General features: G+C 67.9%; 22 protein-coding genes and 1 pseudogene. 17 read left to right on the top strand and 6 right to left on the bottom strand.

Annotated elements, in window-relative coordinates; all coding sequences use genetic code 11:
- Positions 1 to 230 precede the first annotated feature (230 nt).
- Positions 231 to 1,427 carry a phosphoglycerate kinase gene (locus BCO18175_RS28615; RefSeq protein WP_174915333.1) on the top strand — a complete coding sequence of 399 codons (1,197 nt, stop codon included), beginning with the start codon at positions 231 to 233 and terminating at the stop codon, positions 1,425 to 1,427.
- 157 nt (positions 1,428 to 1,584) lie between these two features.
- Here BCO18175_RS28615 and BCO18175_RS40900 read toward each other — a convergent pair whose 3' ends face one another.
- The gene (locus BCO18175_RS40900) at positions 1,585 to 1,713 is read right to left on the bottom strand and encodes a hypothetical protein (RefSeq protein ID WP_021164118.1); all 129 of its coding nucleotides are present in this window, start codon (positions 1,711 to 1,713) and stop codon (positions 1,585 to 1,587) included.
- Here BCO18175_RS40900 and pyk point away from each other — a divergent pair.
- The 6 genes from pyk (at position 1,712) to BCO18175_RS28585 (ending at position 8,547) form a co-directional block, all read left to right on the top strand.
- Entirely contained in the window at positions 1,712 to 3,148 is a 1,437-nt protein-coding gene (gene pyk, locus BCO18175_RS28610) for a pyruvate kinase (protein ID WP_011353067.1), read from the top strand. The two genes, BCO18175_RS40900 and pyk, sit on opposite strands and share 2 nt — an antisense overlap.
- Positions 3,149 to 3,465: 317 nt before the next feature.
- Positions 3,466 to 4,530, top strand: coding sequence for a class II fructose-bisphosphate aldolase (gene fba / locus BCO18175_RS28605; RefSeq protein WP_174967590.1), 1,065 nt, complete (start codon positions 3,466 to 3,468; stop codon positions 4,528 to 4,530).
- 221 nt (positions 4,531 to 4,751) lie between these two features.
- Positions 4,752 to 5,642 (top strand): phosphoribosylaminoimidazolesuccinocarboxamide synthase, encoded by an 891-nt coding sequence (locus BCO18175_RS28600; RefSeq protein ID WP_174967591.1) that lies wholly within the window; start codon positions 4,752 to 4,754, stop codon positions 5,640 to 5,642.
- A gap of 65 nt (positions 5,643 to 5,707) precedes the next feature.
- Positions 5,708 to 6,229 (top strand): 5-(carboxyamino)imidazole ribonucleotide mutase, encoded by a 522-nt coding sequence (purE, locus tag BCO18175_RS28595; protein WP_006481724.1) that lies wholly within the window; start codon positions 5,708 to 5,710, stop codon positions 6,227 to 6,229.
- Between the two features lie 81 nt (positions 6,230 to 6,310).
- Positions 6,311 to 7,507, top strand: coding sequence for a 5-(carboxyamino)imidazole ribonucleotide synthase (locus BCO18175_RS28590; RefSeq protein WP_174986024.1), 1,197 nt, complete (start codon positions 6,311 to 6,313; stop codon positions 7,505 to 7,507).
- Between the two features lie 11 nt (positions 7,508 to 7,518).
- A complete protein-coding gene (locus BCO18175_RS28585; protein WP_011353063.1) occupies positions 7,519 to 8,547 on the top strand; it encodes an L-threonylcarbamoyladenylate synthase in 1,029 nt (342 codons plus the stop codon).
- Positions 8,548 to 8,628: 81 nt separating this feature from the next.
- Here the strand turns inward: BCO18175_RS28585 and BCO18175_RS28580 are convergent, their stop codons facing one another.
- The 3 genes from BCO18175_RS28580 to dacB all read right to left on the bottom strand — a co-directional run bounded on the left by BCO18175_RS28580 (position 8,629) and on the right by dacB (position 12,700).
- Positions 8,629 to 9,759, bottom strand: a complete 1,131-nt coding sequence (locus tag BCO18175_RS28580) for an SGNH/GDSL hydrolase family protein (protein WP_174986023.1) — start codon at positions 9,757 to 9,759, stop codon at positions 8,629 to 8,631.
- 95 nt (positions 9,760 to 9,854) lie between these two features.
- Positions 9,855 to 10,769: a sterol desaturase family protein gene (locus BCO18175_RS28575; RefSeq protein WP_174986021.1), complete on the bottom strand. Its 915-nt coding sequence runs from the start codon at positions 10,767 to 10,769 to the stop codon at positions 9,855 to 9,857.
- A gap of 398 nt (positions 10,770 to 11,167) precedes the next feature.
- Entirely contained in the window at positions 11,168 to 12,700 is a 1,533-nt protein-coding gene (gene dacB, locus BCO18175_RS28570) for a D-alanyl-D-alanine carboxypeptidase/D-alanyl-D-alanine endopeptidase (RefSeq protein WP_174986019.1), read from the bottom strand.
- Positions 12,701 to 12,886: 186 nt separating this feature from the next.
- On the opposite strand from dacB, the gene BCO18175_RS28565 reads away from it, so the two are divergent.
- The 6 genes from BCO18175_RS28565 (at position 12,887) to BCO18175_RS28540 (ending at position 18,254) form a co-directional block, all read left to right on the top strand.
- The gene (locus BCO18175_RS28565) at positions 12,887 to 13,549 is read left to right on the top strand and encodes a response regulator (protein ID WP_039360640.1); all 663 of its coding nucleotides are present in this window, start codon (positions 12,887 to 12,889) and stop codon (positions 13,547 to 13,549) included.
- A gap of 3 nt (positions 13,550 to 13,552) precedes the next feature.
- Positions 13,553 to 14,899, top strand: coding sequence for an ATP-binding protein (locus tag BCO18175_RS28560; protein ID WP_174986017.1), 1,347 nt, complete (start codon positions 13,553 to 13,555; stop codon positions 14,897 to 14,899).
- 100 nt (positions 14,900 to 14,999) lie between these two features.
- Positions 15,000 to 16,484: a DegQ family serine endoprotease gene (locus BCO18175_RS28555; protein WP_174986015.1), complete on the top strand. Its 1,485-nt coding sequence runs from the start codon at positions 15,000 to 15,002 to the stop codon at positions 16,482 to 16,484.
- 104 nt (positions 16,485 to 16,588) lie between these two features.
- A complete protein-coding gene (locus BCO18175_RS28550; protein WP_174986013.1) occupies positions 16,589 to 17,026 on the top strand; it encodes a carboxypeptidase-like regulatory domain-containing protein in 438 nt (145 codons plus the stop codon).
- A gap of 132 nt (positions 17,027 to 17,158) precedes the next feature.
- On the top strand, positions 17,159 to 17,518 hold the full coding sequence (locus BCO18175_RS28545; protein ID WP_174986012.1) for a DUF427 domain-containing protein: 360 nt from the start codon (positions 17,159 to 17,161) through the stop codon (positions 17,516 to 17,518).
- 28 nt (positions 17,519 to 17,546) lie between these two features.
- The gene (locus BCO18175_RS28540) at positions 17,547 to 18,254 is read left to right on the top strand and encodes a CoxG family protein (protein WP_174986010.1); all 708 of its coding nucleotides are present in this window, start codon (positions 17,547 to 17,549) and stop codon (positions 18,252 to 18,254) included.
- A 42-nt stretch (positions 18,255 to 18,296) separates the two neighbouring features.
- Here the strand turns inward: BCO18175_RS28540 and BCO18175_RS28535 are convergent, their stop codons facing one another.
- On the bottom strand, positions 18,297 to 19,310 hold the full coding sequence (locus BCO18175_RS28535; RefSeq protein ID WP_174986008.1) for a helix-turn-helix domain-containing protein: 1,014 nt from the start codon (positions 19,308 to 19,310) through the stop codon (positions 18,297 to 18,299).
- Positions 19,311 to 19,462: 152 nt separating this feature from the next.
- Between BCO18175_RS28535 and BCO18175_RS28530 the strand changes: the two genes are divergently transcribed.
- Positions 19,463 to 20,140 carry a cysteine hydrolase family protein gene (locus tag BCO18175_RS28530; RefSeq protein WP_174986006.1) on the top strand — a complete coding sequence of 226 codons (678 nt, stop codon included), beginning with the start codon at positions 19,463 to 19,465 and terminating at the stop codon, positions 20,138 to 20,140.
- 106 nt (positions 20,141 to 20,246) lie between these two features.
- Here the strand turns inward: BCO18175_RS28530 and BCO18175_RS28525 are convergent, their stop codons facing one another.
- Positions 20,247 to 20,888, bottom strand: coding sequence for a TetR family transcriptional regulator (locus BCO18175_RS28525; protein WP_174967600.1), 642 nt, complete (start codon positions 20,886 to 20,888; stop codon positions 20,247 to 20,249).
- 403 nt (positions 20,889 to 21,291) lie between these two features.
- On the opposite strand from BCO18175_RS28525, the gene BCO18175_RS28520 reads away from it, so the two are divergent.
- The 3 genes and pseudogenes from BCO18175_RS28520 to BCO18175_RS28510 all read left to right on the top strand — a co-directional run.
- Positions 21,292 to 22,569 carry an efflux RND transporter periplasmic adaptor subunit gene (locus BCO18175_RS28520; protein ID WP_174915319.1) on the top strand — a complete coding sequence of 426 codons (1,278 nt, stop codon included), beginning with the start codon at positions 21,292 to 21,294 and terminating at the stop codon, positions 22,567 to 22,569.
- 15 nt (positions 22,570 to 22,584) lie between these two features.
- Positions 22,585 to 25,785: an efflux RND transporter permease BpeB gene (bpeB, locus tag BCO18175_RS28515; protein ID WP_174986004.1), complete on the top strand. Its 3,201-nt coding sequence runs from the start codon at positions 22,585 to 22,587 to the stop codon at positions 25,783 to 25,785.
- Positions 25,785 to 26,023 (top strand): annotated as a pseudogene (locus tag BCO18175_RS28510) (multidrug transporter); the annotation flags it as partial. The gene bpeB and the pseudogene BCO18175_RS28510, both read left to right, overlap by 1 nt.

The raw sequence follows: 26,023 nt of genomic DNA, 5'->3' as shown, positions 1-26,023 counted from the left end.
TGCTGCGTTGCGGCAATGTGTCCGTTCCCGCTCGCGATCCCAAATAGGCGGAATTCGCCGCTGCCGGGTCAGTCTGCCGGGTGGATCGGCTAGAATGCCCGTTCGAGATTTTTTACCCGTGCGCGTCATGCGAACCGCCAGCCACGGCCGCATCCGGCGCCCTTTCGCGGCAGCCCGCGCACGTCCAGCGTGAACCCCCTTTCCCCATCCACTACTTCAATTTGTTCAACATGAGCCAAGTCAAGCGTCTTACCGACCTGATCGCCGCCGGCCAGCTCGCCGGCAAGCGGGTATTCATTCGTGCCGACCTGAACGTCCCGCAGGACGACCAGGGCAACATCACCGAGGACACGCGCGTGCGTGCGTCCGTGCCGGCCATCCAGGCCGCGCTCGACGCCGGCGCGGCCGTGATGGTCACGTCGCACCTCGGCCGTCCGACCGAAGGCGAATTCAAGCCGGAAGATTCGCTCGCGCCGGTCGCGACGCGCCTCGCCGAGCTGCTCGGCCGTGACGTGCCGCTCGTCTCGAACTGGGTCGAGAACGGCGTGAATGTCGCGCCGGGCCAGGTCGTGCTGCTCGAGAACTGCCGCGTGAACAAGGGCGAGAAGAAGAATTCGGACGAGCTCGCCCAGAAGATGGCGAAGCTCTGCGACGTGTACGTGAACGACGCGTTCGGCACCGCGCACCGCGCGGAAGCGACCACGCACGGGATCGCGAAGTACGCGCCGGTCGCGTGCGCGGGCCCGCTGCTGGCCGCCGAACTCGACGCGCTCGGCAAGGCGCTCGGCAACCCGGCCCGCCCGCTGGTGGCGATCGTCGCCGGCTCGAAGGTGTCGACCAAGCTCACGATCCTGAAGTCGCTGGCCGGCAAGGTCGACCAGCTGATCGTCGGCGGCGGCATCGCGAACACGTTCATGCTCGCGGCCGGCCTGTCGATCGGCAAGTCGCTCGCGGAAGCCGACCTCGTCAACGAGGCGAAGGCGATCATCGACGAAGCGCGCGAGCGCGGCGCATCGGTGCCGATCCCGACCGACGTCGTGACGGCCAAGGAATTCTCGCCGACGGCCGTGGCCACGGTGAAGCAGGTCGCCGACATCGAAGCGGACGACATGATCCTCGACATCGGCCCGGATACGGCCAAGGCGCTCGCAAGCCAGCTCGAGAAGGCCGGCACGATCGTGTGGAACGGCCCGGTCGGCGTGTTCGAGTTCGACCAGTTCGGCAACGGCACCAAGACGCTCGCGGAAGCGATCGCCAAATCGTCCGCGTTCTCGATCGCGGGCGGCGGCGACACGCTCGCGGCCATCGCGAAGTACGGCATCCATGACCAGGTCAGCTACATCTCGACGGGCGGCGGCGCCTTCCTCGAGTTCCTCGAGGGGAAGAAGCTGCCGGCGGTGGAAGTGCTCGAAACGCGGGCGGCCTGAGCGTGGCGGCGCGCGCAGGGGTGATGAAGGCCGCGCGCTCCGCGAAAGCGGAGCAGCCGGCCGGCGCGGGCAAGCGCAAACGCGCGCCCGCGCGGGCGAACTCCACCCCGCGCGCACCGGCGGCCGCCGGCGACGCGGCCGAACAGCACCACGAAATTCAGAACAAAGCGATGCCGGGCGCAAGCACCGGCACGCCCCCCGGAACGGCGGCCGCTGGGCCTGCCGCTTCCGGCTCTCGCAGCGTTTCACCCAGCGCATCCACCTTGATCCAGATGAGGAGTTTCATGCAGCGCGCCACCAAGATAGTCGCCACGATCGGCCCGGCTTCCAGTTCGCCGGAGATTCTGCTGCAGATGATGCAGGCGGGCCTCGACGTCGTGCGGCTCAATTTTTCGCACGGCACGGCCGACGATCACCGCCAGCGCGCCGAGATGGTGCGCGAGGCCGCCCGCAAGGTCGGCCGCGAGATCGCGATCATGGCCGACCTCCAGGGCCCGAAGATTCGCGTCGGCAAGTTCGAGAACGGCAAGACGACGCTCGAGCCGGGCCAGGCCTTCATCCTCGATGCGGGCTGCGAACTCGGCAACGACGAGCGCGTCGGCCTCGACTACAAGGAACTGCCGCGTGACCTGCGCACGGGCGACCTGCTGCTGCTGAACGACGGCCTGATCGTGCTGACCGTCGAGCGCGTGCTCGGCGACGAGATCCACACGATCGTCAAGGTGGGCGGCGAGCTGTCGAACAACAAGGGCATCAACCGCCAGGGCGGCGGCCTGTCGGCACCCGCGCTGACCGCGAAGGACATGGAAGACATCCGCACCGCGATGTCGCTCGGCGCGGACCTGGTGGCGGTGTCGTTCCCGAAGAACGCGACCGACATGGAAATGGCGCGCCAGCTCGCGAACATCGCGGGCGCGCCTTACGGCATCAAGCCGAAGATGATCGCGAAGATCGAGCGCGCGGAAGCGATTCCGGCGCTGCAGAGCATCCTCGACGCGTCCGACGGCATCATGGTCGCGCGCGGCGACCTCGCGGTGGAAGTGGGCAACGCGGCCGTGCCGGCGCTGCAGAAGCGGATGATCCGGATGGCGCGCGAGTCGAACAAGCTCGTGATTACCGCGACGCAGATGATGGAATCGATGATCCACGCGCCGGTGCCGACGCGCGCGGAAGTGTCGGACGTCGCGAACGCGGTGCTCGACGGCACCGACGCGGTGATGCTGTCGGCCGAGACGGCCGCCGGCAAGTACCCGGTCGTCACGATCGAGACGATGGCGGCCGTGTGCGTCGAGGCGGAAAAATCGGAACACGTCGAGCTGGACAAGGATTTCCTCGACCGCACGTTCACGCGGATCGACCAGTCGATCGCGATGGGCGCGCTGTTCACCGCGTACCACCTGGGCGCGAAGGCGATCATCGCGCTGACCGAATCGGGCGCGACCGCGCTGTGGATGTCGCGTCACTACACGCACGTGCCGATCTTCGCGCTGACGCCGCGCGTCGGCAGCGAGCGCACGATGGCGCTGTACCGCAACGTGACGCCGCTGCACGTCGACTTCAACAGCGACCGCGACTCGGCGCTCCAGGCGGCGCTCGAAATCGTCGTCAAGCAGGGCTATGTGCAGCACGGCGACATGGTCGTGCTGACCGTCGGCGAGCCGATGGGGCAGGCGGGCGGCACCAACACGCTGAAGATCGTGCGGGTCGGCGAGCACTATTGAGCGCCGGCTGAGCATCGGGCCGGCCTGAGGGCCGCCCGCACGGGTCGGCTGAAAAACTGATCCGACACCGTTTTTCACGCGAAAGCCGCGTGGGGTCCGAAGCCCCGCGCGGCTTTTTTTCTCTTTTTTGCCCGCATTGTGCCGTGCGAACGTAACAAATTGCGAGTCGGCGCCACCGGGCGGTCGGAATCGGAGGCGCTTCGCGATAAAATGCGGCTATTCGACGCTCAGCCGCGCCGTGCCACCCCGGGTTCGACCGGGAGCGAGCGCCGCGCCGGCGTCAGGGCGCACCGGTTTTCATTCCAAGGAGTTCCACAATGCCTCTCGTATCAATGCGTCAATTGCTGGACCACGCGGCAGAGCACGGTTATGGCCTGCCGGCCTTCAACGTGAACAACCTGGAGCAGGTCCAGGCGATCATGGCGGCGGCGGACCAGGTTGGCGCGCCCGTGATCATGCAGGCGTCGGCCGGCGCGCGTAAGTACGCGGGCGAGCCGTTCCTGCGCCACCTGATCGAAGCGGCAATCGAGTCGTACCCGCACATTCCGGTCGTGATGCACCAGGATCACGGCCAGTCGCCGGCGGTCTGCATGGGCGCGATCCGCAGCGGCTTCACCAGCGTGATGATGGACGGTTCGCTCGAAGCCGACGGCAAGACGGTCGCGTCGTACGAGTACAACGTCGACGTGTCGCGCAAGGTCGTCGAGATGGCGCACTCGATCGGCGTGACGGTCGAGGCCGAACTCGGCGTGCTCGGCTCGCTCGAGACGATGAAGGGCGACAAGGAAGACGGCCACGGCGCGGAAGGCACGATGACCCGCGAGCAGCTGTTGACCGATCCGGAGCAGGCCGCCGACTTCGTGAAGCTCACGCAGTGCGATGCACTCGCGATCGCGATCGGCACGTCGCACGGCGCGTACAAGTTCTCGAAGAAGCCGACGGGCGACATCCTGTCGATCCAGCGCATCAAGGAAATCCACGCGCGCATTCCGAACACCCACCTCGTGATGCACGGTTCGTCGTCGGTGCCGCAGGAACTGCTGGCCGAGATCCGCGAATTCGGCGGCGACATGAAGGAAACCTACGGCGTGCCGGTCGAGGAAATCCAGGAAGGCATCAAGCACGGCGTGCGCAAGATCAACATCGACACCGACCTGCGTCTGGCGATCACCGGTGCGATCCGCCGCTACCTGTTCGAGAACCCGGGCAAGTTCGATCCGCGCGACTACCTGAAGCCCGCACGCGAAGCGGCGAAGCAGGTCTGCGTCGACCGCTACCTCGCGTTCGGCTGCGAAGGCCAGGCCGGCAAGATCAAGCCGGTGTCGCTCGACAAGATCGCCGAGCAGTACAAGTCCGGCGCGCTCGCACAGGTCGTGCGCTGAGACTGTAGTACGATTGCCGCGCCGAAAGGCAAAGGCAAGGCTGTCCAGCCGGATCTGATCCGGCCCCGCAGCCGTTCCGTCCGGCCGAACGAGGGCCGGCCGGCAACCGCCCGGGCGCTGTCGCCCGGCCGGTTCGCCGACGTATTGCAAGACCGCCGTTCCCGCCTGCCGCGGGGAACGGCGTTTCCCTTTTTGTTTGGCTCCTTATCTGCGAAAAGACGATGTCTACCCTCTACGAATCCACGCTCCGCTCGCTGCCGCTCCTCGGTCGCGGCAAGGTCCGCGATAACTACGCGGTCGGCAACGACAAGCTCCTGATCGTCACGACCGATCGCCTGTCGGCTTTCGACGTGGTGATGGGCGAGCCGATTCCGAACAAGGGCCGCGTGCTGAACCAGATGGCGAACTTCTGGTTCGACAAGCTCGCGCACATCGTGCCGAACCACCTGACGGGCGACGCGCCGGAAGCCGTCGTCGCGGCCGACGAGGTCGAGCAGGTGAAGGGCCGCGGCGTGGTCGTCAAGCGCCTCGAGCCGATCATGATCGAAGCGGTCGTGCGCGGCTACCTGGCCGGCAGCGGCTGGAAGGAATACCAGGCGTCGGGCGCCGTGTGCGGCGTGCAGCTGCCGGAAGGCCTGCAGAACGCGCAGAAGCTGCCCGAGCCGATCTTCACGCCGGCCGCGAAGGCCGAAATGGGCGAGCACGACGAGAACATCACGTTCGAGGAAACCGAGCGTCGCATCGGCACCGAGCTGGCCGCGACGATCCGCGACATCTCGATCAAGCTGTACAAGGAAGCGGCCGACTACGCGGCGACGCGCGGCATCATCATCGCCGACACGAAGTTCGAATTCGGCCTCGACAACCACGGCCAGCTGTACCTGATGGACGAAGTGCTGACGGCCGATTCGTCGCGCTTCTGGCCGGCCGACCAGTACGAAGTCGGCACGAACCCGCCGTCGTTCGACAAGCAGTTCGTGCGCGACTGGCTCGAGGCGCAGCCGTGGGGCAAGACGGCACCGGCACCGGCGCTGCCGGCCGAGGTCGTCGAGAAGACGGCCGCGAAGTACCAGGAAGCGCTCGAGCGCATCACGGGCCAGGCGCTCGCCTGAGCGGGCTTTGCATGGGACCAGAGTAGGTGCTGAAGCACTAACTCTGGTCGACAGGAACTGAACAAATGAGTGAAATCCAGACTGCCCACACGCACAGCGCGCCGCTCGTCGGCGTGCTGATGGGTTCGAGTTCCGATTGGGACGTGATGAAGCATGCGGTCGCCATCCTGCAGGAATTCGGCGTGCCGTACGAAGCGAAGGTCGTGTCCGCGCACCGGATGCCCGACGAGATGTTCGACTATGCGGAGAAGGCGCGCGAGCGCGGGCTGCGCGCGATCATCGCGGGCGCCGGCGGCGCCGCGCACCTGCCCGGCATGCTGGCCGCGAAAACCACGGTGCCGGTGCTCGGCGTGCCGGTCGCGAGCAAGTACCTGAAGGGTGTCGATTCGCTGCACTCGATCGTGCAGATGCCGAAGGGCGTGCCCGTCGCGACGTTCGCGATCGGCGAGGCCGGCGCCGCGAATGCCGCGCTGTTCGCGGTGTCGATCCTGTCCGGCAACTCGGTCGACTATGCGAACCGCCTCGCCGCGTTCCGCGTGCGCCAGAACGAAGCCGCGCACGCGATGGTGCTGCCGCCGCTGGAATGACGGCGCACCGGCGGCCGCGCGTCGCGGCTGCCTGACCCTCCCCACTGCGGCGGGCAGCGCCCGCCGCGACCGACCACTGACATGACCGCAACTCCTGATTCCGTTTCCCCGATCCTGCCCGGCGCGTGGCTGGGCATGGTTGGCGGTGGCCAGCTCGGCCGCATGTTCTGCTTTGCCGCCCAGTCGATGGGCTATCGCGTCGCCGTGCTCGATCCCGATCCGACGAGCCCCGCCGGCGCGGTCGCCGACCGCCACCTGCGCGCGACCTACGACGACGAAGCCGCGCTCGCCGAACTGGCCGACCTGTGCGACGCGGTGTCGACGGAGTTCGAGAACGTGCCGGCCGCGAGCCTCGATTTCCTCGCGCGCACGACGTTCGTCGCGCCGGCCGGCCGCTGCGTCGCGGTCGCGCAGGACCGGATCGCGGAGAAGCGCTTCATCGAAGCGTCGGGCGTGCCCGTCGCGCCGCATGTCGTGATCGAATCGGCGGCGGCGCTCGCCGCGCTCGACGATGCCGCGCTCGACGCGGTGCTGCCGGGCATCCTGAAGACCGCGCGCCTCGGCTACGACGGCAAGGGCCAGGTGCGCGTGAGCACCGCGCAGGAAGTGCGCGATGCCCATGCTGCGCTGAACGGCGTGCCGTGCGTGCTCGAGAAGCGCCTGCCGCTGAAATACGAAGTGTCGGCGCTGATCGCGCGCGGCGCGGACGGCCGCTCGGCCGCGTTCCCGCTCGCGCAGAACGCGCACCACAACGGCATCCTCGCGCTGACGGTCGTGCCCGCGCCGGCCGCCGATGCCGCGCGCGTCGAAGAGGCGCAGCAGGCAGCCGTGCGGATTGCCGATACGCTCGGCTACGTCGGCGTGCTGTGCGTCGAATTCTTCGTGCTGGAAGACGGTTCGTTCGTCGCGAACGAGATGGCGCCGCGCCCGCACAACTCCGGCCACTACACGGTCGATGCGTGCGCAACGAGCCAGTTCGAGCAGCAGGTACGCGCGATGACGCGCATGCCGCTCGGCAACCCGCGCCAGCATTCGCCGGCCGCAATGCTGAACATCCTCGGCGACGTGTGGTTCCCGAACGGTGCGGCGGCCGATGCCGTCACGCCGCCGTGGGACACGGTCGCGGCGATGCCCACCGCGCACCTGCACCTGTACGGCAAGGAAGACGCGCGCGTCGGCCGCAAGATGGGCCACGTGAACTTCACGGCCGAGACGCGCGACGAAGCCGTTGCCGCGGCCACCGCGTGCGCGCAGCTGCTGCGCGTGCCGCTCGACTGAGGCGCCAGCCGATGTCCATCGATCTCCCGAACTCCGTGACGGCCGCGCAGATCGACGCGGCCGCCGCGCTGCTCGATGCGGGCCAGCTCGTCGCATTTCCGACCGAAACCGTCTACGGGCTTGGCGGTGACGCGGCGAATCCCGAGGCCGTCGCGCGCATCTACGCGGCGAAGGGGCGGCCCGCGAATCATCCGGTGATCGTGCATCTGCCGCCGGGCGGCGATCCCGGTTACTGGGCCGACGATCTGCCGGCCGACGCGCAGGCGTTGATCGATGCTTTCTGGCCGGGCCCGCTGACGCTGATCCTGAAGCGTCATGCGCGCATTCCGGACGCCGTGAGCGGCGGCCAGGATTCGGTCGGGCTGCGCTGCCCGTCGCATCCGGTCGCGCAGGCACTGCTGGCCGCGTTCAGCGCACGGCGCGGCGGGCATGGCGGCGTGGCTGCGCCGTCCGCGAACCGGTTCGGCCATGTGAGCCCGACCACCGCACAGCACGTGCGCGACGAATTCGGCGACACCGTGCACGTGCTTGACGGCGGCGCATCGGAAGTCGGCATCGAATCGACGATTCTCGACCTGTCGCGCGGTTTCCCGGCGCTGCTGCGCCCGGGCCACGTGACGCCGCAGCAGATTGCCGATGTGCTCGGCCGCGCGCCGCGGCTGCCGGACGGCAGCGACGCGACCGCACCGCGCGCGTCGGGCACGCTGAAGGCGCATTACGCACCGCGCACGCCGCTCGCGCTGCTGCCGTTCGACGCGCTCGAACCGCTGCTTGCGGCTGCGCAAACCGACGGCGAGCGTGTCGCGCTCGTCGCACGAGCATCGCGCGCGGGACGCTGGGCGCAGGCCGACGGCGTGCATTTCGTCGCGGCGCCGGAAGATCCGCAGGCGTATGCGCGCGACCTGTACGGAATGCTGCGTGCGCTCGATCGCGCGCAGGTTGCGCGGATTCTCGTCGAGAAGCTGCCCGAGACCGTGGAATGGATCGCGGTCAACGACCGCCTCGGCCGTGCGGCGGCCGCGTTCGAAGCGCGCGACTGACGCCAATTTCGGCACTGGAATGAAAAAACGCCCGACCGGCGAACCGGTCGGGCGTTTTCGTTTGGGCGCGTGGCCGGCTGCTTACTTGCCGACGCCGGACTTCGCGATCTGCTGCTCGACGTACTGCGCGAACAGCGCATGCAGGCGCGTCGTCGGGTGGACCGTGTCGGCGAACATGTAGGTCTGGTCCGCGTTCGCGACCGTGTAGGTCTGCTGCGAGCAGAACAGCGACGAGCCGAATGCGGTCGCATTCGCGACACCATACTGCGTGGCAGCCTGCACCATCGCCTTCAGGTTACAGGCGGTGTCGGTGTTCGACACGGCGAAGCCGTTCGCCTTGTAGTTCGCGAGGATGCCGTCCTGCCACGTGAACGTGTCGAGCAGCACGTACTTGGTCGTGTCGACCTTGAGTGCCTGCAGCGTCGCGGCGAGCGTGCCGTTGAACAGCATCGACAGTTGCGTGAGGGTCGTCTGCGAGCCGCCTTGCAGCGCGAGCGGCGTGCCGCCGATATCCGGCACGTTCGACACGAACACGTGCGTCGCGCCGGCGGCGACGATCTGCTGCACGATGCCCGCGAGCTGTTGCGCGGCGGCGCCGATGTTCTGCTGCAGTTGCGTCGGCGTGATCGCGCCGGCCTGCAGCGCCGCGACCTGGTAGAAGATGTCGTTCGCGCCGCCGTTCAGCAGCACGATCTGGCCGGCGTTGAAGCTGCCGTGCTGCGACACGTATTGCTTGACCTGGTCGGCGATCGGCGTCGTGGTCGCTTGCGCGTAGTCGGCGTTCGGCACGCTGGCGTCCGCATGGCCGATGCCCGGCTGCAGCGTCACGCGCGAGCCGCCCTGTGCGTAGCCGAGACCGCCGGTGGCCTGCAGCGGAATGCCGAAACCGCCCTGGTTCGCGGGCTGCAGCGTGTCGCCGTAGTACTGCGCGACGTTCTGCGTCCACACCTGGCCCGGGTTGGTCGTGAAGCGGCCGCCGCCGAAGCCGAGCTTGATCTGCGAGTAGGTGCCCGCGTCGGACAGGCTGTCGCCGAACGATACGAGCTGCATTTTCACGCCCGACGGCGGCGTGTTCGATGCGCTGTTGCTGTTGTTGTCGTCACCACCGCCGCATGCGGCGAGCAGCGCGAGCGCGGCGCCGGCGATCGCGACTTGCGCGGTGCGCAGCATGCGCTGACGGGTGCGGGAAGGTGCGTGTTGTTGTGTCTGCATCGTTCGATCTCCTCGTAGATATGGCCTGATGTGTTTCTCATCTGCCGCGTGCCTGCTCGGTTCCGGGCTGCGCGGCGGCCGTTGGCTGAAACGGTTTATTGGTCTCGCGCAGCCGCAAGCGGCACGGTGCGTGGATCAGGGTTCGCGGCCTCGGCAATCTGCGCATGATAAGCGCTCGCCCACTCGGGCGGGCCGAAAATCGCGCGCAGCTTGTTGCGCCAGCCGTCGACGCGCAACGCGTCGCCGGCCATCGATACCCACTCGTGGAACGTCGCGACGAGCGGGTTGTTCGAGCCGAGCCGCTCGACGATCCCGTACTGCGGCGGATCGTCGGGCGTTTCCTCGACAAAGCTGCCGAACAGGCGATCCCAGATCACAAGGACGCCTGCGTAATTGCGGTCGATGTAGCGCGGGTTGCGCGCATGGTGCGCGCGGTGGATCGACGGCGTGTTCAGCACGTATTCGAGCCAGCCCAGCTTGCCGATTGCCTGCGTGTGCACGAAGAACTGGAACGCGAGGTTGATCAGCACGATACCGACGACCTGTTGAGGCGGAAAGCCGGCGAACGCGAGCGGCAGCCAGAACACCCACATTCCCGCGACCGGGTACATCAGGCTCTGGCGGAACGCGGTCGAGAAATTCATCCGCTCGGACGAGTGGTGCACGACGTGCGCGGCCCACAGCCAGCGCACGCGATGGCTCGCACGATGGAACACGTAGTAGAGGAAATCCTGCGCGACGAACAGCACCGCGAACGACAGCCAGCCGTCGTGCCACGTGAACAGGCGATAGTGCTGGTAGCAGTACGCATAGACGGGGATCACGAACAGCCACGCGATCTTGTCGGCGCCCTGGTGCATCAGCGCGAGCGCCGCGTTGCACAGCGTGTCGCGCCACGCATAGACGTGGTCCTGCGCACGAGTGCGGGCGAGGTGCCAGGCCTCCCACGCGATGCAGAGCAGGAAGACGGGCGCCAGCGCGAGCAGAAGCAATTCGACGTCGAATCGCATGGGCGTGTCTCCTTCTTTCCCCTGCAAGCCTTGAGGCCGGGCGTATGGCCCGTTGTATGTATCGGTCAGGCCAACAGCCTACGCAATCGCCACGCGCTAGGCGAGGGGGGAGCGTAGAGGGTTCCCTCTGAGGACAGGGTTTTTACGGAAGCCGTGCGGCACGGGGCCGGGCGGTGTGGCCCTGTTTTGTGGGCGCGGTTGGCGCGCGGTGCGTCGCGCGCGGGTGGCGGCTGCCGTTTCAAACCGGAGGGGACGGGATTCGGTGTGCGGGGGGCGGCGGCAGGCCGCCCCGACCGCAAGACAGGGCGACCCGCTGTGCGGTGCCGCCCCGTGGCCGGTGCAGGTCGACGCGAGCCGGCAGCCGGCGCCACCGCACCGAGTCGCGGTGCGCGGAAGCGTCAGTGCGCGCCCGCGTAGATCCACTCGAGCAGCGAGTCGTGCGCGGCGCGTGCGGCTTCCGCGTGATCGTCGTTGATGAAGCTGACGACGATGTAGCTCTGGCCGTCGGCGCCGGCGACGTAGCCGGCGATCGCGCGCACGTCGCGCAGCGTGCCGGTCTTGATGTGCGCGTTGCCGAGCACGCCGGCGTTGGTGAGGCGGTTCTTCATCGTGCCGTCGATGCCGGCGATCGGCAGCGAATCGATGAAGGCCTGCGCGACGGGGCTCGCGTTCGCGGCCTGCAGCAGCGCGGCGAGCGATTGTGCGCTCACGTGCTCTTCGCGCGACAGGCCCGAGCCGTTTTCGAGCACGAGGTCGGGCATCGCGATGCCGTTCTTCTGCAGGAACGCCTGGATCGCACGGCTCGACTGCTCGGGCGTCGCGGGCGGCTTGCCGCTGGCTGCGCCGATCGTCAGGAACAGGTTGCGCGCCATCACGTTGTTGCTGAACTTGTTGATGTCGTAGACGATGCTGCCGAGCACCGGGCTGTGATGCACGGCGAGGGGCCGTGCGGTGGTCGGCACCTTGCCTTCGCTCACCGGCCCCGTGATCGTGCCGCCGTCCTGCTGCCACAGCGCGAGGAAGCCGCGCGCGAAGAACGTCGTGTGATCGAGGATCGCGAGGTTGGTCGTGTGCGCGCCGCAGCGCAGCGGATAGTCGCCGGCGAACGACGCGGTCATGATCCCGCTGCCGGCCGTCAGCGTCGGGCGCGCGGCCGCGGCGGCCGCGCTGCACGAGCCCGTGCCTTCGACCAGCTGGTTGTCGATCGACAGATCCGCGAGCGGCGGCAGCACGTCGACGGCCACCTTGCCGTCGTCGCCCGGCGTGACCGTAAACGACACGGCCTTGAACGCGTACAGCAGCGGATCGGGGCCGACGTTGTACGGCGCGCTCGCGTCATCGTCGAACGAAGGGAGATCGCGCGTCGACGCCGCGAAGTAGCTCTTGTCGAGCACGAGGCCGCCGGCCACGCGCTTGACGCCGGCCTTGCGGAGCTTGTCGACGAGGTCGATCAGCTCTTCGGGCACGAGCTTCGGATCGCCGGTGCCCTTGATGTACAGGTTGCCCTGCAGCGTGCCGTCGGGGTCGATCGTGCCGTCCGTGTAGGCGGTCGTGCGCCAGCGGTAGTCGGGGCCGAGGATCGACAGGCCCGAGAAGGTCGTCACGAGCTTCATCGTCGAGGCGGGCAGCATCGGCCGGCTCGCATTCCACGAGATCAGCGGCTCCGGATCGCCGACGCGCTCGATGACGACGCTCATCGCCGACGCCGGCACCTTCGCGCGCTGCAGTGCGACGAGCACGGACGCCGGCAGGCCGGCCGCGCGCGCGGCGGGCGACACGACCGTGGTCTTGCGCGCTTCCTTGTGGGATTTCTTGCGGGCCTGCGCGGCAGGCGCGAAGGCGAGGGCAGTGCAGGTGGCGACGATGGCGGCTGCCCGCAGGCAGACGCGGGCGCGGGGGGCGAACCGGGTGGAAAGATCGGAAATCGGCATGAGCGAATACGGGAGAAGCACGACGTTCGGGCAGGGCGCGCGCGGCGCGAAAGCGCACATTGTAGAGACAAGTCCGGACAGCCCCCTTGCAATCCGCCTTTCTGTTGCATTGCACGGTGCCGCGCGCCCGGTTCGCGGCGCTACAATGGTCGGCGTGTTTGACTCGCCCCATGGATACCTGTCCCGATGCGGATTCTGCTTGTCGAAGATGATCGAATGATTGCCGAAGGCGTGCGCAAGGCGCTGCGCTCGGACGGCTTTGCGGTCGACTGGGTGCAGGACGGCGATGCCGCACTGACGGCGCTCGGCGGCGAGACGTACGACCTGCTGCTGCTCGATCTCGGCCTGCCGAAGCGCGACGGCATCGACGTGCTGCGCACGTTGCGCGCGCGCGGGCTGGCGCTGCCGGTGCTGATCGTCACCGCGCGCGACGCGGTGGCCGATCGCGTGAAGGGGCTCGACGCGGGCGCCGACGACTACCTCGTCAAGCCGTTCGATCTCGATGAACTGGGCGCGCGGATGCGCGCGCTGATCCGCCGCCAGGCCGGGCGCAGCGAATCGCTGATCCGCCACGGCGCGCTGACGCTCGATCCCGCTTCGCATCAGGTGACGCTCGACGGCGTGCCCGTCGCGCTGTCCGCGCGCGAGTTCGCCCTGCTCGAGGCGCTGCTCGCGCGGCCCGGCGCGGTGCTGTCGAAGAGCCAGCTCGAGGAGAAGATGTACGGCTGGGGCGAGGAGATCGGCAGCAACACGGTCGAGGTCTACATCCACGCGCTGCGCAAGAAGCTCGGCTCGGACCTGATCCGCAACGTGCGCGGGCTCGGCTACATGGTCGTCAAGGAAAGCTGACGCGTGAGGTCGATTCGTCATCAATTGCTGATCTGGCTGCTCGCGATCGTCGTCGCGGGCGTGGGCATCGCGGGCTGGCTCATCTACCGGCAGGCGCTCGCCGAAGCGAACGAACTGTTCGACTACCAGTTGCAGGAAATCGCGGCGGCCTTGCCGTCCGAGCCGTTCTCGCAGGTGTTCGGCTCGCGCACCAACGGCGACGAAGGCATCGTGATCCAGATCTGGAACCGCAACGGCGTGCTGATGTACTTCTCGCATCCGCGTGCGCCGATCGCGCCGCGTGCCGAGCTCGGCTTCTCGACCGAACGCACCGATCGCGGCGAATGGCGCGTGTACGGCGCGATCGTCGGCGACAACGTCGTGCAGCTCGCGCAGCCGCTGTCGGTGCGCAACCGGCTCGCGGCGAACGTCGCGCTGCGCACGCTGTGGCCGCTGATCGTGCTGCTGCCGTTCCTCGGCGCGGCCGTGTGGGTGATCGTCGGGCGCGGGCTCGCGCCGCTCGGCCGCGTGACGCGCGCGGTCGAGGCGCGCCGGCCGGAAGCGCTCGATCCGCTGCCTGATGGGCGCCTGCCGCTCGAGGTGCAGCCGCTCGTGCGGGCGCTGAACGGGCTGCTCGCGCGGTTGTCGGCCGCGCTCGATACGCAGAAGGCCTTCGTGGCCGACGCCGCGCACGAACTGCGCACGCCGCTCGCGGCCGTGCAGATCCAGGCGCAGCTCGTCGCCCGCGCGAAGGACGACGCATCGCGCCGCGAGGCGGTCGCGGATCTCCAGGATGGCGTGTCGCGTGCGACACGTCTCACGGAGCAACTGCTCGCGCTCGCACGCGCCGAACCGGACGGCGCGACGATGCGCGAGCCGGTCGACCTGCAGGCGTTGCTCGCCGAATGCGTGGCCGCGCTTGCGCCGCTCGCGCAGCGGCGCGACATCGATCTCGGCTTCGAGGAGACGCGCGCGGCGAGCGTCGTCGCGGACGTCGGCGCGCTGCGCGTGATGTTCGGCAACCTGCTCGACAACGCGGTGAAGTACACGCCGGACGGCGGCCGCATCGACGTGTCGCTGATCCGCGACGCAGCCGGCCGCGCGTGCGTGCAGATCGGCGACAGCGGGCCCGGCATTCCGGCCGACGAGCGCGAGCGCGTGTTCGACCGCTTCTACCGCGACAGCTCCGCGCGGGCGCGCACCGACGTGGCGGGCAGCGGGCTCGGGCTTGCGATCGTCAAGCGCGTGGCCGCGCAGCAGGGCGCGACGGTGTCGCTCGGCGACGCGGCCGCGGGCGGCCTGCTCGTCAGCGTCGTGTTCCGCGGCGCCGAGATGCCGGCCGAGGCGCCGCAACCGTCCGAATCCGTGTGAAGAACGGCGCCGGGCGGGCGCCGGCGGCCGCTTAGGGCTGATTAAGCCTCCTTTAAGTCAGGGTCGTTACGCTGCGTCCTAACAAAGAGGAGGTCCTACGATGAACACCCGATTCCTTGCGCGCGGCGCCGTCGCGGTCGCCGTGGCGGCCGCCCTGTCCGCCGGTTATGTCGCCGGCACCCGCCGCGCCGATCCGCAGATCATTACGCCCGCGCAGGCTGCCGCGCTGATGCCGGCCGAAGCCGCCGCCAAGACCGGCATCCCCGATTTCTCCGGGCTCGTCGAGACCTACGGCCCCGCGGTCGTGAACATCAGCGCGAAGCACGTCGTGAAGCAGGTATCGCGGCGCGTGCCGCAGCCGCAGCTGCCGATCGATCCGAGCGACCCGTTCTACCAGTTCTTCAAGCACTTCTATGGCCAGGTGCCGGGCATGGGCGGTGACGCGCAGCCGGACGACCAGCCGAGCGCGAGCCTCGGTTCCGGGTTCGTCATCAGCTCCGACGGGTACATCCTGACCAACGCGCACGTGATCGACGGCGCGAACGTCGTCACGGTCAAGCTGACCGACAAGCGCGAATACCGGGCGAAGGTCGTCGGCGCGGACAAGCAGTCCGACGTCGCGGTGCTGAAGATCGACGCGAGCGGCCTGCCGACCGTGAAGATCGGCGATCCGGCGCAGAGCAAGGTCGGTCAGTGGGTCGTCGCGATCGGTTCGCCGTACGGCTTCGACAACACGGTCACGTCGGGCATCATCAGCGCGAAGTCGCGCGCGTTGCCGGACGAGAACTACACGCCGTTCATCCAGACCGACGTGCCGGTGAACCCCGGCAACTCGGGCGGCCCGCTGTTCAACCTGCAGGGCGAGGTGATCGGCATCAACTCGATGATCTACTCGCAGACGGGCGGCTTCCAGGGCCTGTCGTTCGCGATCCCGATCAACGAGGCGATCAAGGTGAAGGACGAACTCGTGAAGACGGGCCACGTGAGCCGCGGCCGTCTCGGCGTCGCCGTGCAGGGGCTGAACCAGACGCTCGCGAGCTCGTTCGGACTGCAGAAACCGGATGGCGCGCTCGTCAGCTCGGTCGACCCGAACGGCCCGGCCGCGAAGGCCGGCCTGCAGCCGGGTGACGTGATCCTGTCGGTCAACGGCTCGCCGGTTGCCGATTCGACGTCGCTGCCCGCGCAGATCGCGAACCTGAAGCCGGGTTCGAAGGCCGACCTGCAGATCTGGCGCGACAAGTCGAAGAAGTCGATCAGCGTGACGCTCGGCGCGATGGCCGACGCGAAGCTCGCGTCGAACGACGGCGGCCCGGTCGAGCAAGGGCGCCTGGGTGTCGCGGTGCGTCCGCTGTCGCCGCAGGAGCGCAGTGCCGACAACGTGTCGCACGGCCTGATCGTGCAGCAGGCCGGCGGACCGGCCGCCAACGCGGGCATCCAGCCCGGCGACGTGATCCTCGCGGTCAACGGCCGCCCGGTCACGAGCCCCGAGCAGTTGCGCGACGCGGTCAAGGGCGCGGGCAACAGTCTTGCTCTGCTGATCCAGCGCGATAATGCACAGATCTTCGTGCCGGTCGACCTGAGCTGACCGGCCACGGCCGACGGCCGGCCAGGCCGGCCGCGGCGGGCGCCGCCGCCGTTCGAACGCGTGACGCCGCGCCCTGTATGTGTTCCGACCCCAAGGAGAGAGCCATGCAATATCTACGCAACGTGTCCCGATTTGCCGTCGCCGCGGCGCTGGCCGCCGGCCTCGCAGCCGGAGCGACCGGCGCGTACGCGCAGTCGGACGGCTTGCCCGCCGCGCGCCAGCAGGGCGACGTCACCTTCGTGTCCGGCGGCGTCGGGCAGGACGAATCGACGGCGTTCCAGCGCAACGAGCCGAGCTGGCCGCTGGCGCTGCGGTTCACCGGCAAGGGTGGCGAGTTCCTGGCCGACGTCCATGTGCGGATCGTCGACGGCAAGGGCACCGAAGTGCTGAAGACCGACGCGCGCGGGCCGTACATGCTCGTGAAGGTGCCGCCGGGCCGCTATACGGTTTACGCGTCGTACCAGGGCAACGAGGAATCCCGCGCCATCACGGTCGGCGCGAAAGGCGGCGCGAAAACCGCATTCCAGTGGAGCGCGCAGTAGCGCGCCGCGCGCGGCCCCGGCCGGGGTCGCGCATTCGGCTGCGGTTTCGCCCATAATGAAAGCCACGGCACCCGTGCCGTGGCTTTTTCGTTTCCTGAGTCCGGCCTGGCCGGGCCGCCCCAAGGAGAAACGATGTCCGACGCAGCCGACCCTCGTCTCGAAATCGTGCCGAACCGCCATCGCGTGCGCGTGATCCATCGCGGCATCACGTACGCCGATTCGCACGGCGCGCTGACCGTGCGCGAAACGGGCCTGCCGGACACCCACTACCTGCCGCGCGGCGACGTCAACATGCGCCGGCTCGTGAAATCGGGCGTCACGTCCGCTTGCCCGTTCAGGGGCGAGGCCGTGCACTTCGACTTGCAGACGGAAGACGGCGTGATCGAGAACGCCGCATGGAGTTACGAGGAACCGAAGGCGGCTGCGTTGGGGCTCGCGCACTACGTCGCCTTCGACGCCGCGCGGATCGACAGTCTCGTCGAGACGTCCTGATGCGGCGCGTGTTCATCGGGGAGGCGTCATGGAACTGAACGACACATTACGCGTACCGCTCGCGCCGCTTGTCGTGCGGGAGGCGTTCGAGGATCTCGCGTTGCTGCGCGCGAGCTTCGACCATTGCGAATCCTTCGTGAAGCTCGCGGACGGCGAGTTCGCGCTGACGATCACGGTGCCGCTCGGCCCGCTGCGCGCCCGCTACGACGTGCGTGCGCATGTGGCCGCCGAGCAGGGCGACGCGGAAGGGCAACCGCGCCGCGTGCTCAACTTCAAGGCGCGGGCCGACGGGCTCGGTGCACTGCGCGGCCAGGTCGAACTCGTGCTGATGCCGGATGACGACGCGAACGCCACGCGCATCGAGTACGTGGTCTGGGCGACGGCGAGCGGCCCGCTCACCGAACTGCCGGGGCGGCAGATCGAAAATACGCTGCGCGAATGGACCGACGATTTCTTCCGTGAATTCTGCGCGGTCGTCCAGGCGAAGCACGGTCTCGCACCGAATCGCGCGCGCTCGGCCGCGCCGCGGCGCCAGCATGTGTTCCTGCGTCCGGCGGCGCTGGTGGCCGCGACGAAGCGTTCGCTGCCGCCGCACCTCGGCGGCGCGCTGACCGGGCGTGCCGCCAGCGCGCTCCCGCATCGCGGCTCCGGCACGGTGCCGGTCTGGGCGTGGGCCGCGATGATCGTCTTCGTCGCGCTGCTGCTTTACGCGGCGCGCTGGATCAACGGCGGCTGAGCGGCGGGCCGGTTCCGCTGCAAGGCCCGCCCGCCGCGCGCGTTACCGCGCGGCATCGGCGCCGGCTCCGGCGCCGCGAAATTCCCTTCGATACGCGGACGGCGAGGTGCCGAGCGCGCCCGCGAAATGCTGGCGCAGCGACACGCTCGATCCGTAGCCGGCCGCCTGCGCGATCGCATCGATCGACTGCCCGGTGGTTTCCAGCAGATGCTGCGCGCGCGCGAGCCGCTCGGCCTGCAGCCACGCGGTGACGGTCGTGCCGGTCGCCTGGCGGAAGTGGCGCGTGAACGTGCGCCGGCTCATCAGCACGCGTTCGGCGAGCGAATCGACGCTGTGCGCGGTGTCGAGGTGCGCGCGCACCCAGTCGAGCAGGCCCGCGAGCCGCGCATCGCGCGGGTGTGCGGCGACCGGCTGCGGCACGTATTGCGCCTGCCCGCCCTGGCGGTGCGGCGGGATCACGAGGCGGCGCGCGATCTGATTCGCGGCGTCCGAGCCGAAACGCCGCCGCACGACGTGCAGGCAGCAGTCGAGCCCCGCGGCCGTGCCGGCCGACGTCATCAGATTGCCGTCGTCCACGTACAGCACGTCCGGATCGAGCTTCACGCGTGGAAAGCGTTGCGCGAAGTCGTCGGCCCATGCCCAGTGCGTGGTGGCCGGGCGGCCGTCGAGCAGGCCGGCCGCGGCGAGCACGTAGGCGCCGAGACACAGCCCGACGAGCTGCGCGCCACGCGCGGCGACCGCGCGGACGGCGTCGACCAGCACGTCGGGCGGCGCTTCGTCCGGGTCGCGCCATGCCGGCACGATGACGATGTCCGCGTCGTCGAGCCCGTCGAGTCCGTACGGCGCGGTGATCGTGAAGCCGCCCGTCGTCGACAGCGGGCCGCGCTCGGCCGAGCAGACGCGAAACTCGAACGCGGGCGACGCGGCGGCATCGCGTTCCTTGCCGAACACGACGGATGGCACCGACAGATGGAACGGGCTGATGCCGTCGTATGCGATCACGGCAACGACGGTCGGCGCGGGCGGGGCGGGTCGGGTGAGCGCAACGGCAGTCATGGCGGGCTCCGGAATGGCGATGGCCCGATTCTATCGAAGAATGGCTATCGGGCCACTGTCCGCGTGAGCGAGGCGCGCCGACAATGCATCGCATCGCGCCGCTGGCCGTCCCATCCGGGGGCGGGGCAGCGCCCCCGGACCAGGAGCCCGCCATGTCGAACGCCGTCCCGCAATCCGCTTCCCCTTCCGTTTCCCGGCCGGCTTCCCGCCGCGCGCTGATCGTGATCGACGTCCAGAACGAGTACGTGACGGGCAACCTGCCGATCGAGTATCCGCCGCTCGACGTGTCGCTCGCGAACATCGGCCGCGCGATCGATGCCGCGCATGCGGCCGGCGTGCCGGTGGTCGTCGTCCAGCACGTCGCGCCGGCCGGCGCGCCGATCTTCGCACCCGGCTCCGACGGCGTCGCGCTGCACGCGGTCGTTGCCGGCCGGCCGTATGCGCACCTGATCGAGAAGAAGCAGGCAAGCTCGTTTGCCGGGACCGATCTCGCCGCGTGGCTCGAGGCGCACGGGATCGACACGCTCGCGGTGGCCGGCTACATGACGCACAACTGCAATGCGTCGACGGTCTATCACGCGGCGCACGCGGGGCTGAATGTCGAGTACCTCAATGACGCGACGGGCACGCTGCCGTACGAGAACGAAGCGGGCGCGGTGAGCGCCGAGGAGATTCACCGCGCGTACGCGGTCGTGTTCCAGTCGAATTTCGCGGCCGTGATGTCGACTGATGCATGGATCGCGGGACTCGCCGGTGCGCCGATGCCGAAGCGCGATTCGGTTGCCGCGTCGAACCAGCGGGCCCGCGCGCAGCGCGCGAAGGCGGCCTGAACGGGGAGGGGAGAACAGGGCGCGGGCGGGGCGTTGGCAAGGTCGGCGCGAGGCCCGGCGCACCGACCGATGAAACGAAAACCGCGGGCGAGCGTTCGCCGCGCGGTCAGTCGCCGTCCTTCAGCATCGCCGGGCTGTAGCGCAGCATGTCGAAACAGCCGTCGACGAGCTTTTCCGCATGCTGCTCGGCGTCGACCTCGTCGGGCAGCATCAGCATGTCACGCACGAAACCGCTGACGAGTGTGTGCAGCATCAGCGTCGCGCGCCACGTATCGAGCCGCTCGGGCAGCAGCTTGAGCCGCACCGCGCCCGCGAGATCGGCGTCGATCGCATGCAGCGCCTCGCTCATCCCCGCGCGGTTGCGCTGCAGCAGCGGCTCCAGGTCCGCGACGTATTCGCACTTCATGAACAGGATGCTGAACACGCGGCGCAACTGCGCGTCGCGCTGCACGCCGAGCAGGCACCAGATCAGGATCTGACGGATCTTCTCGAGCGGATTGCCGCCCGGCGCGTCGAGCGGCATCCGCTTCAACTCGTCGATCGGCAGAAACACGCGGTCGAACATCGCGTCGAACAGGTCGCTCTTGTTCGCGAAGTGCCAGTAGATTGCGCCGCGCGTCACGCCGGCATGCTGCGCGATGTCGGCGAGCGACGTGTGCGACACCCCCTTCTCGAAGAACACGTGTTCGGCGGCGTCGAGAATGCGATTGCGCGTCTCGAGCGCCTCCTCCTTGGTACGTCTGACCATGTGCAGGCCTGATTGGAATCGATCGTAGGTGAATATAGGGTCGGCAACCCTCGTCGCCGTCGTGGAGACGGGCTATGCTTGCGACTGGTAACAATTCGTAAGACTGGACAGCCGGCCGGGCATAAACGGGCTTTTTACATACATTCATGAATGTATATACAATACCACCCTACGATCGAATGACCCAAGTGGCAATCAGTTAATATCCCACTCTGCTGATTCCCGCCAAAGTACCAGTCCGCAGTTGCGGGGCAACCTGTCGGCACGGAGGTTTCGTGCCGCTTGCTGTATCTAGCAGTCCAGTAATTCAGGTGTTCGATCTGCGCCGTGAGGCGCATCCGTGTTGCGCTCCCTCCGGTCGGGTGCGGCACTTATTCCATTGGTTATACACAGAGGTCGCTCCATGCGCGTCGAACGGGTTCCATACCGCTTAATCACTGTCGCGACGGCCGCCGTTTTCCTGGCCGCGTGCGGGAAAAAAGAATCGGCACCGCCGCCGCAAACGCCGGAAGTCGGCGTCGTCACCGTCCAGCCGCAAGCCGTACCAGTCTTCAGCGAACTGCCGGGCCGCACCAGCGCATTCCTCGTCGCGCAAGTGCGTGCACGGGTGGACGGCATCGTGCTGCGCCGTGAATTCACCGAAGGTACCGACGTCAAGGCCGGCCAGCGTCTGTACAAGATCGATCCGGCGCCGTATGTCGCCGCCTTGAACAGCGCGAAGGCAACGCTCGCGAAGGCGCAGGCGAACCTCGTCACGCAGAACGCTCTCGTCGCACGCTACAAGGTGCTGGTGGCCGCGAACGCGGTCAGCAAGCAGGACTACGACAACGCGGTGGCCACGCAGGGCCAGGCCGCGGCGGACGTCGCGGCCGGCAAGGCGGCGGTCGACACCGCGCAGATCAACCTCGGCTATACCGATGTCGTCTCGCCGATCACCGGCCGCGTCGGCATCTCGCAAGTGACGCCGGGCGCCTACGTGCAGGCGAGCCAGGCGACGCTGATGTCGACGGTGCAGCAGCTCGACCCGGTGTATGTGGACCTCACGCAGTCGAGCCTCGAAGGCCTGAAGCTGCGTCAGGACGTGCAAAGCGGCCGCCTGAAGACGAGCGGCCCTGGCGCCGCGAAGGTGTCGCTGATCCTGGAAGACGGCAAGACCTACTCGGAAGCCGGCAAGCTGCAGTTCTCGGACGTGACGGTCGACCAGGCCACCGGTTCGGTGACGATCCGCGCGGTCTTCCCGAACCCGGGCCGCGTGCTGCTGCCGGGCATGTTCGTGCGCGCACGGATCGAGGAAGGCGTGAACGAGAACGCGTTCCTGGTGCCGCAGATCGGCGTCACGCATGACCAGAAGGGGCAGGCGATCGCGATGGTGGTGAACGCCGGCAACAAGGTCGAGCCGCGTCCGCTGAAGACCACCGGCATGCAGGGCCAGAACTGGATCGTCGAAGGCGGTCTGCAGGCGGGCGACCACGTGATCGTGCAGGGCGGCGAGAAGGTGCGCCCGGGTGCGACCGTGAAGTCGGTACCGGCGCAGCTCGCACCGGCGGCCGATGCCGCATCGGGCGCCGCCGCCACCACCGCCGCGCCGGCTGCCGCCGGTTCCGGCGCCGCTGCCGCTTCCGGTGCTGCCGCATCGGGCGCTGCGCCGGCGAGTGCTGCCGCTGCTTCGAGCGCGCAATAACAGGGAGCCTGTTTCATGGCAAAGTTTTTTATCGATCGCCCGATCTTCGCGTGGGTGATCGCCATCATCCTGATGCTGGCCGGGGTTGCAGCGATCTTCACGCTGCCGATCTCGCAGTATCCGACGATCGCGCCGCCATCGATCCAGATCACCGCGAACTACCCGGGCGCTTCCGCGAAGACGGTGGAAGACACGGTGACGCAGGTGATCGAGCAGCAGATGAGCGGCCTCGACAATTTCCTGTACATGTCGTCGACCAGCGATGACTCGGGCAACGCGACGATCACGCTGACCTTCGCGCCGGGCACCAACGCCGACATTGCACAGGTCCAGGTGCAGAACAAGCTGTCGCTCGCGACGCCGATTCTGCCGCAGGTCGTGCAGCAGCTCGGCCTTTCGGTGACGAAGTCGAGCAGCAGCTTCCTGCTGGTGCTCGCCTTCAACTCCGAAGACGGCAGCATGAACAAGTACGACCTCGCGAACTTCGTGGCGTCGCACGTGAAGGACCCGATCAGCCGGTTGAACGGCGTCGGTACCGTCACGCTGTTCGGCTCGCAGTACGCGATGCGGATCTGGCTCGATGCGAATCGCCTGACGAACTACGGCCTCACGCCGGTCGACGTGTCGACCGCGATCTCCGCACAGAACGTGCAGATCGCAGGCGGCCAGATCGGCGGCACGCCGTCCACGCCGGGCACGATGCTGCAGGCGACGATCACCGAATCGACGCTGCTGCAGACGCCCGCGCAGTTCGGCAACATCCTGCTGAAGGTCAACCAGGACGGCTCGCAGGTTCGCCTGAAGGATGTCGCGAAGATTGAACTCGGCGGCGAAAACTACAACTTCGACACGAAGTACAACGGTCAGCCGACCGCGGCACTCGGTATCCAGCTCGCGACCAACGCGAACGCGCTCGCGACCGCGAAGGCCGTGCGCGCGAAGATCGACGAACTGGCACCGTTCTTCCCGCACGGCCTCGTCGTGAAGTACCCGTACGACACGACGCCGTTCGTGAAGCTGTCGATCGAGGAAGTGGTCAAGACGCTGCTCGAAGGTATCGTGCTCGTGTTCCTCGTGATGTATCTGTTCCTGCAGAACCTGCGGGCGACGATCATCCCGACGATCGCGGTGCCGGTCGTGCTGCTCGGTACGTTCGCGATCATGTCGATGGTGGGCTTCTCGATCAACACGCTGTCGATGTTCGGCCTCGTGCTCGCAATCGGCCTGCTGGTGGACGATGCGATCGTGGTGGTGGAGAACGTCGAGCGCGTGATGGCGGAAGAAGGGCTGTCACCGAAGGAGGCGACTCGCAAGGCGATGGGCCAGATCACCGGCGCACTCGTCGGCGTGGCGCTCGTGCTGTCGGCGGTGTTCGTCCCGGTGGCGTTCTCGGGTGGCTCGGTCGGCGCGATCTATCGTCAGTTCTCGCTGACGATCGTGTCGGCGATGGTGCTGTCGGTGCTCGTCGCGTTGATTCTGACGCCGGCACTGTGCGCGACGATCCTCAAGCCGATCCCGCAAGGGCATCACGAAGAGAAGAAGGGCTTCTTCGGCTGGTTCAACCGCACGTTCAACAACAGCCGCGACAAGTACCACGTCGGCGTGCACCACGTGATCAAGCGCTCGGGCCGCTGGCTCATCATCTACCTGGTCGTGATCGTCGCGGTTGGCCTGCTGTTCGTGCGCCTGCCGAAGTCGTTCCTGCCGGATGAAGACCAGGGCCTGATGTTCGTGATCGTGCAGACGCCGTCGGGCTCGACGCAGGAAACGACCGCGAAGACGCTCGCGAACATTTCCGACTACCTGCTGAAGGACGAGAAGGAAATCGTCGAATCGGCGTTCACGGTCAACGGCTTCAGCTTCGCGGGCCGCGGCCAGAACTCCGGTCTCGTGTTCGTGCGCCTGAAGGACTACTCGCAGCGTCAGCATGCGAACCAGAAGGTGCAGGCACTGATCGGCCGGATGTTCGGGCGCTACGCGGGCTACAAGGACGCGATCGTGATCCCGTTCAACCCGCCGTCGATTCCTGAACTCGGTACGGCTGCCGGCTTCGACTTCGAGCTGACGGACAACGCGGGTCTCGGCCACGATGCACTGATGGCCGCGCGTAACCAGCTGCTCGGGATGGCCTCGAAGGATCCGACGCTGCAGGGCGTGCGTCCGAACGGCCTGAACGATACGCCGCAGTACAAGGTCGACATCGATCGCGAGAAGGCGAACGCGCTCGGCGTGACGGCGGATGCGATCGACCAGACGTTCTCGATCGCTTGGGCGTCGAAGTACGTGAACAACTTCCTGGATACTGACGGCCGGATCAAGAAGGTCTACGTGCAGGCGGACGCACCGTTCCGGATGACGCCGGAAGACCTGAACATCTGGTACGTGCGCAACGGGTCGGGCGGGATGGTGCCGTTCAGTTCGTTCGCGACCGGTCACTGGACGTACGGTTCGCCGAAGCTCGAGCGCTACAACGGTGTGTCGGCGATGGAAATCCAGGGTCAGGCCGCACCGGGCAAGTCGACCGGTCAGGCGATGACTGCGATGGAAGGGCTCGCGAAGAAGCTGCCGGTCGGTATCGGCTACTCGTGGACCGGCCTGTCGTTCCAGGAAATCCAGTCCGGCTCGCAGGCGCCGATCCTGTACGCGATCTCGATCCTCGTCGTGTTCCTGTGTCTCGCGGCGCTGTATGAAAGCTGGTCGATCCCGTTCTCGGTGATCATGGTGGTGCCGCTCGGCGTGATCGGTGCACTGCTTGCGGCAACGATGCGCGGCCTCGAGAACGACGTGTTCTTCCAGGTCGGCCTGCTGACTACCGTGGGCTTGTCCGCGAAGAACGCGATCCTGATCGTGGAGTTCGCGCGCGAACTCCAGGTGACGGAGAAGATGGGGCCGATCGAGGCCGCGCTGGAAGCGGCGCGCCTGCGGCTGCGTCCGATCCTGATGACGTCGCTCGCGTTCATTCTCGGCGTGATGCCGCTCGCGATCTCCAACGGCGCGGGTTCGGCCAGCCAGCACGCAATCGGTACGGGCGTGATCGGCGGGATGATCACGGCGACGTTCCTCGCGATCTTCATGATCCCGATGTTCTTCGTGAAGATCCGCGCGATCTTCAGCGGCGAGAAGGAAGACGTCGACGAGGCGCTGCGCCTGGCTCAGGAGCACTCGCACCACGAAGAGAAGCCGGGCAACGGCGACGAAGGCAACAAGGGACAGTGATGATGCAAAAACACGCTTTGACTGCAATCGCGGTCGCGCTCTTTGCCACGGGCTGCACGATGGCGCCGCATTACAAGCGGCCCGATGCGCCCGTCGCACAGGCGTACCCGGCCGGCGGCGTCTACGCGACGCAGCCGGGGGCGGCCGGCGCGCGCAGCGCGAACGGCCAGGCGGCGACCGCCATCGGCTGGCGCGAGTTCTTCGTCGATCCGCGCCTGCAGCGGCTGATCGAGATCGC

The organism is Burkholderia lata (genome assembly GCF_902499335.1).
GTDB classification, from domain to species: Bacteria; Pseudomonadota; Gammaproteobacteria; order Burkholderiales; family Burkholderiaceae; genus Burkholderia; species Burkholderia lata_B.
Note: the sequence above shows the minus strand (reverse complement) of the source record. Positions and strands in the feature narration are given on the sequence as shown.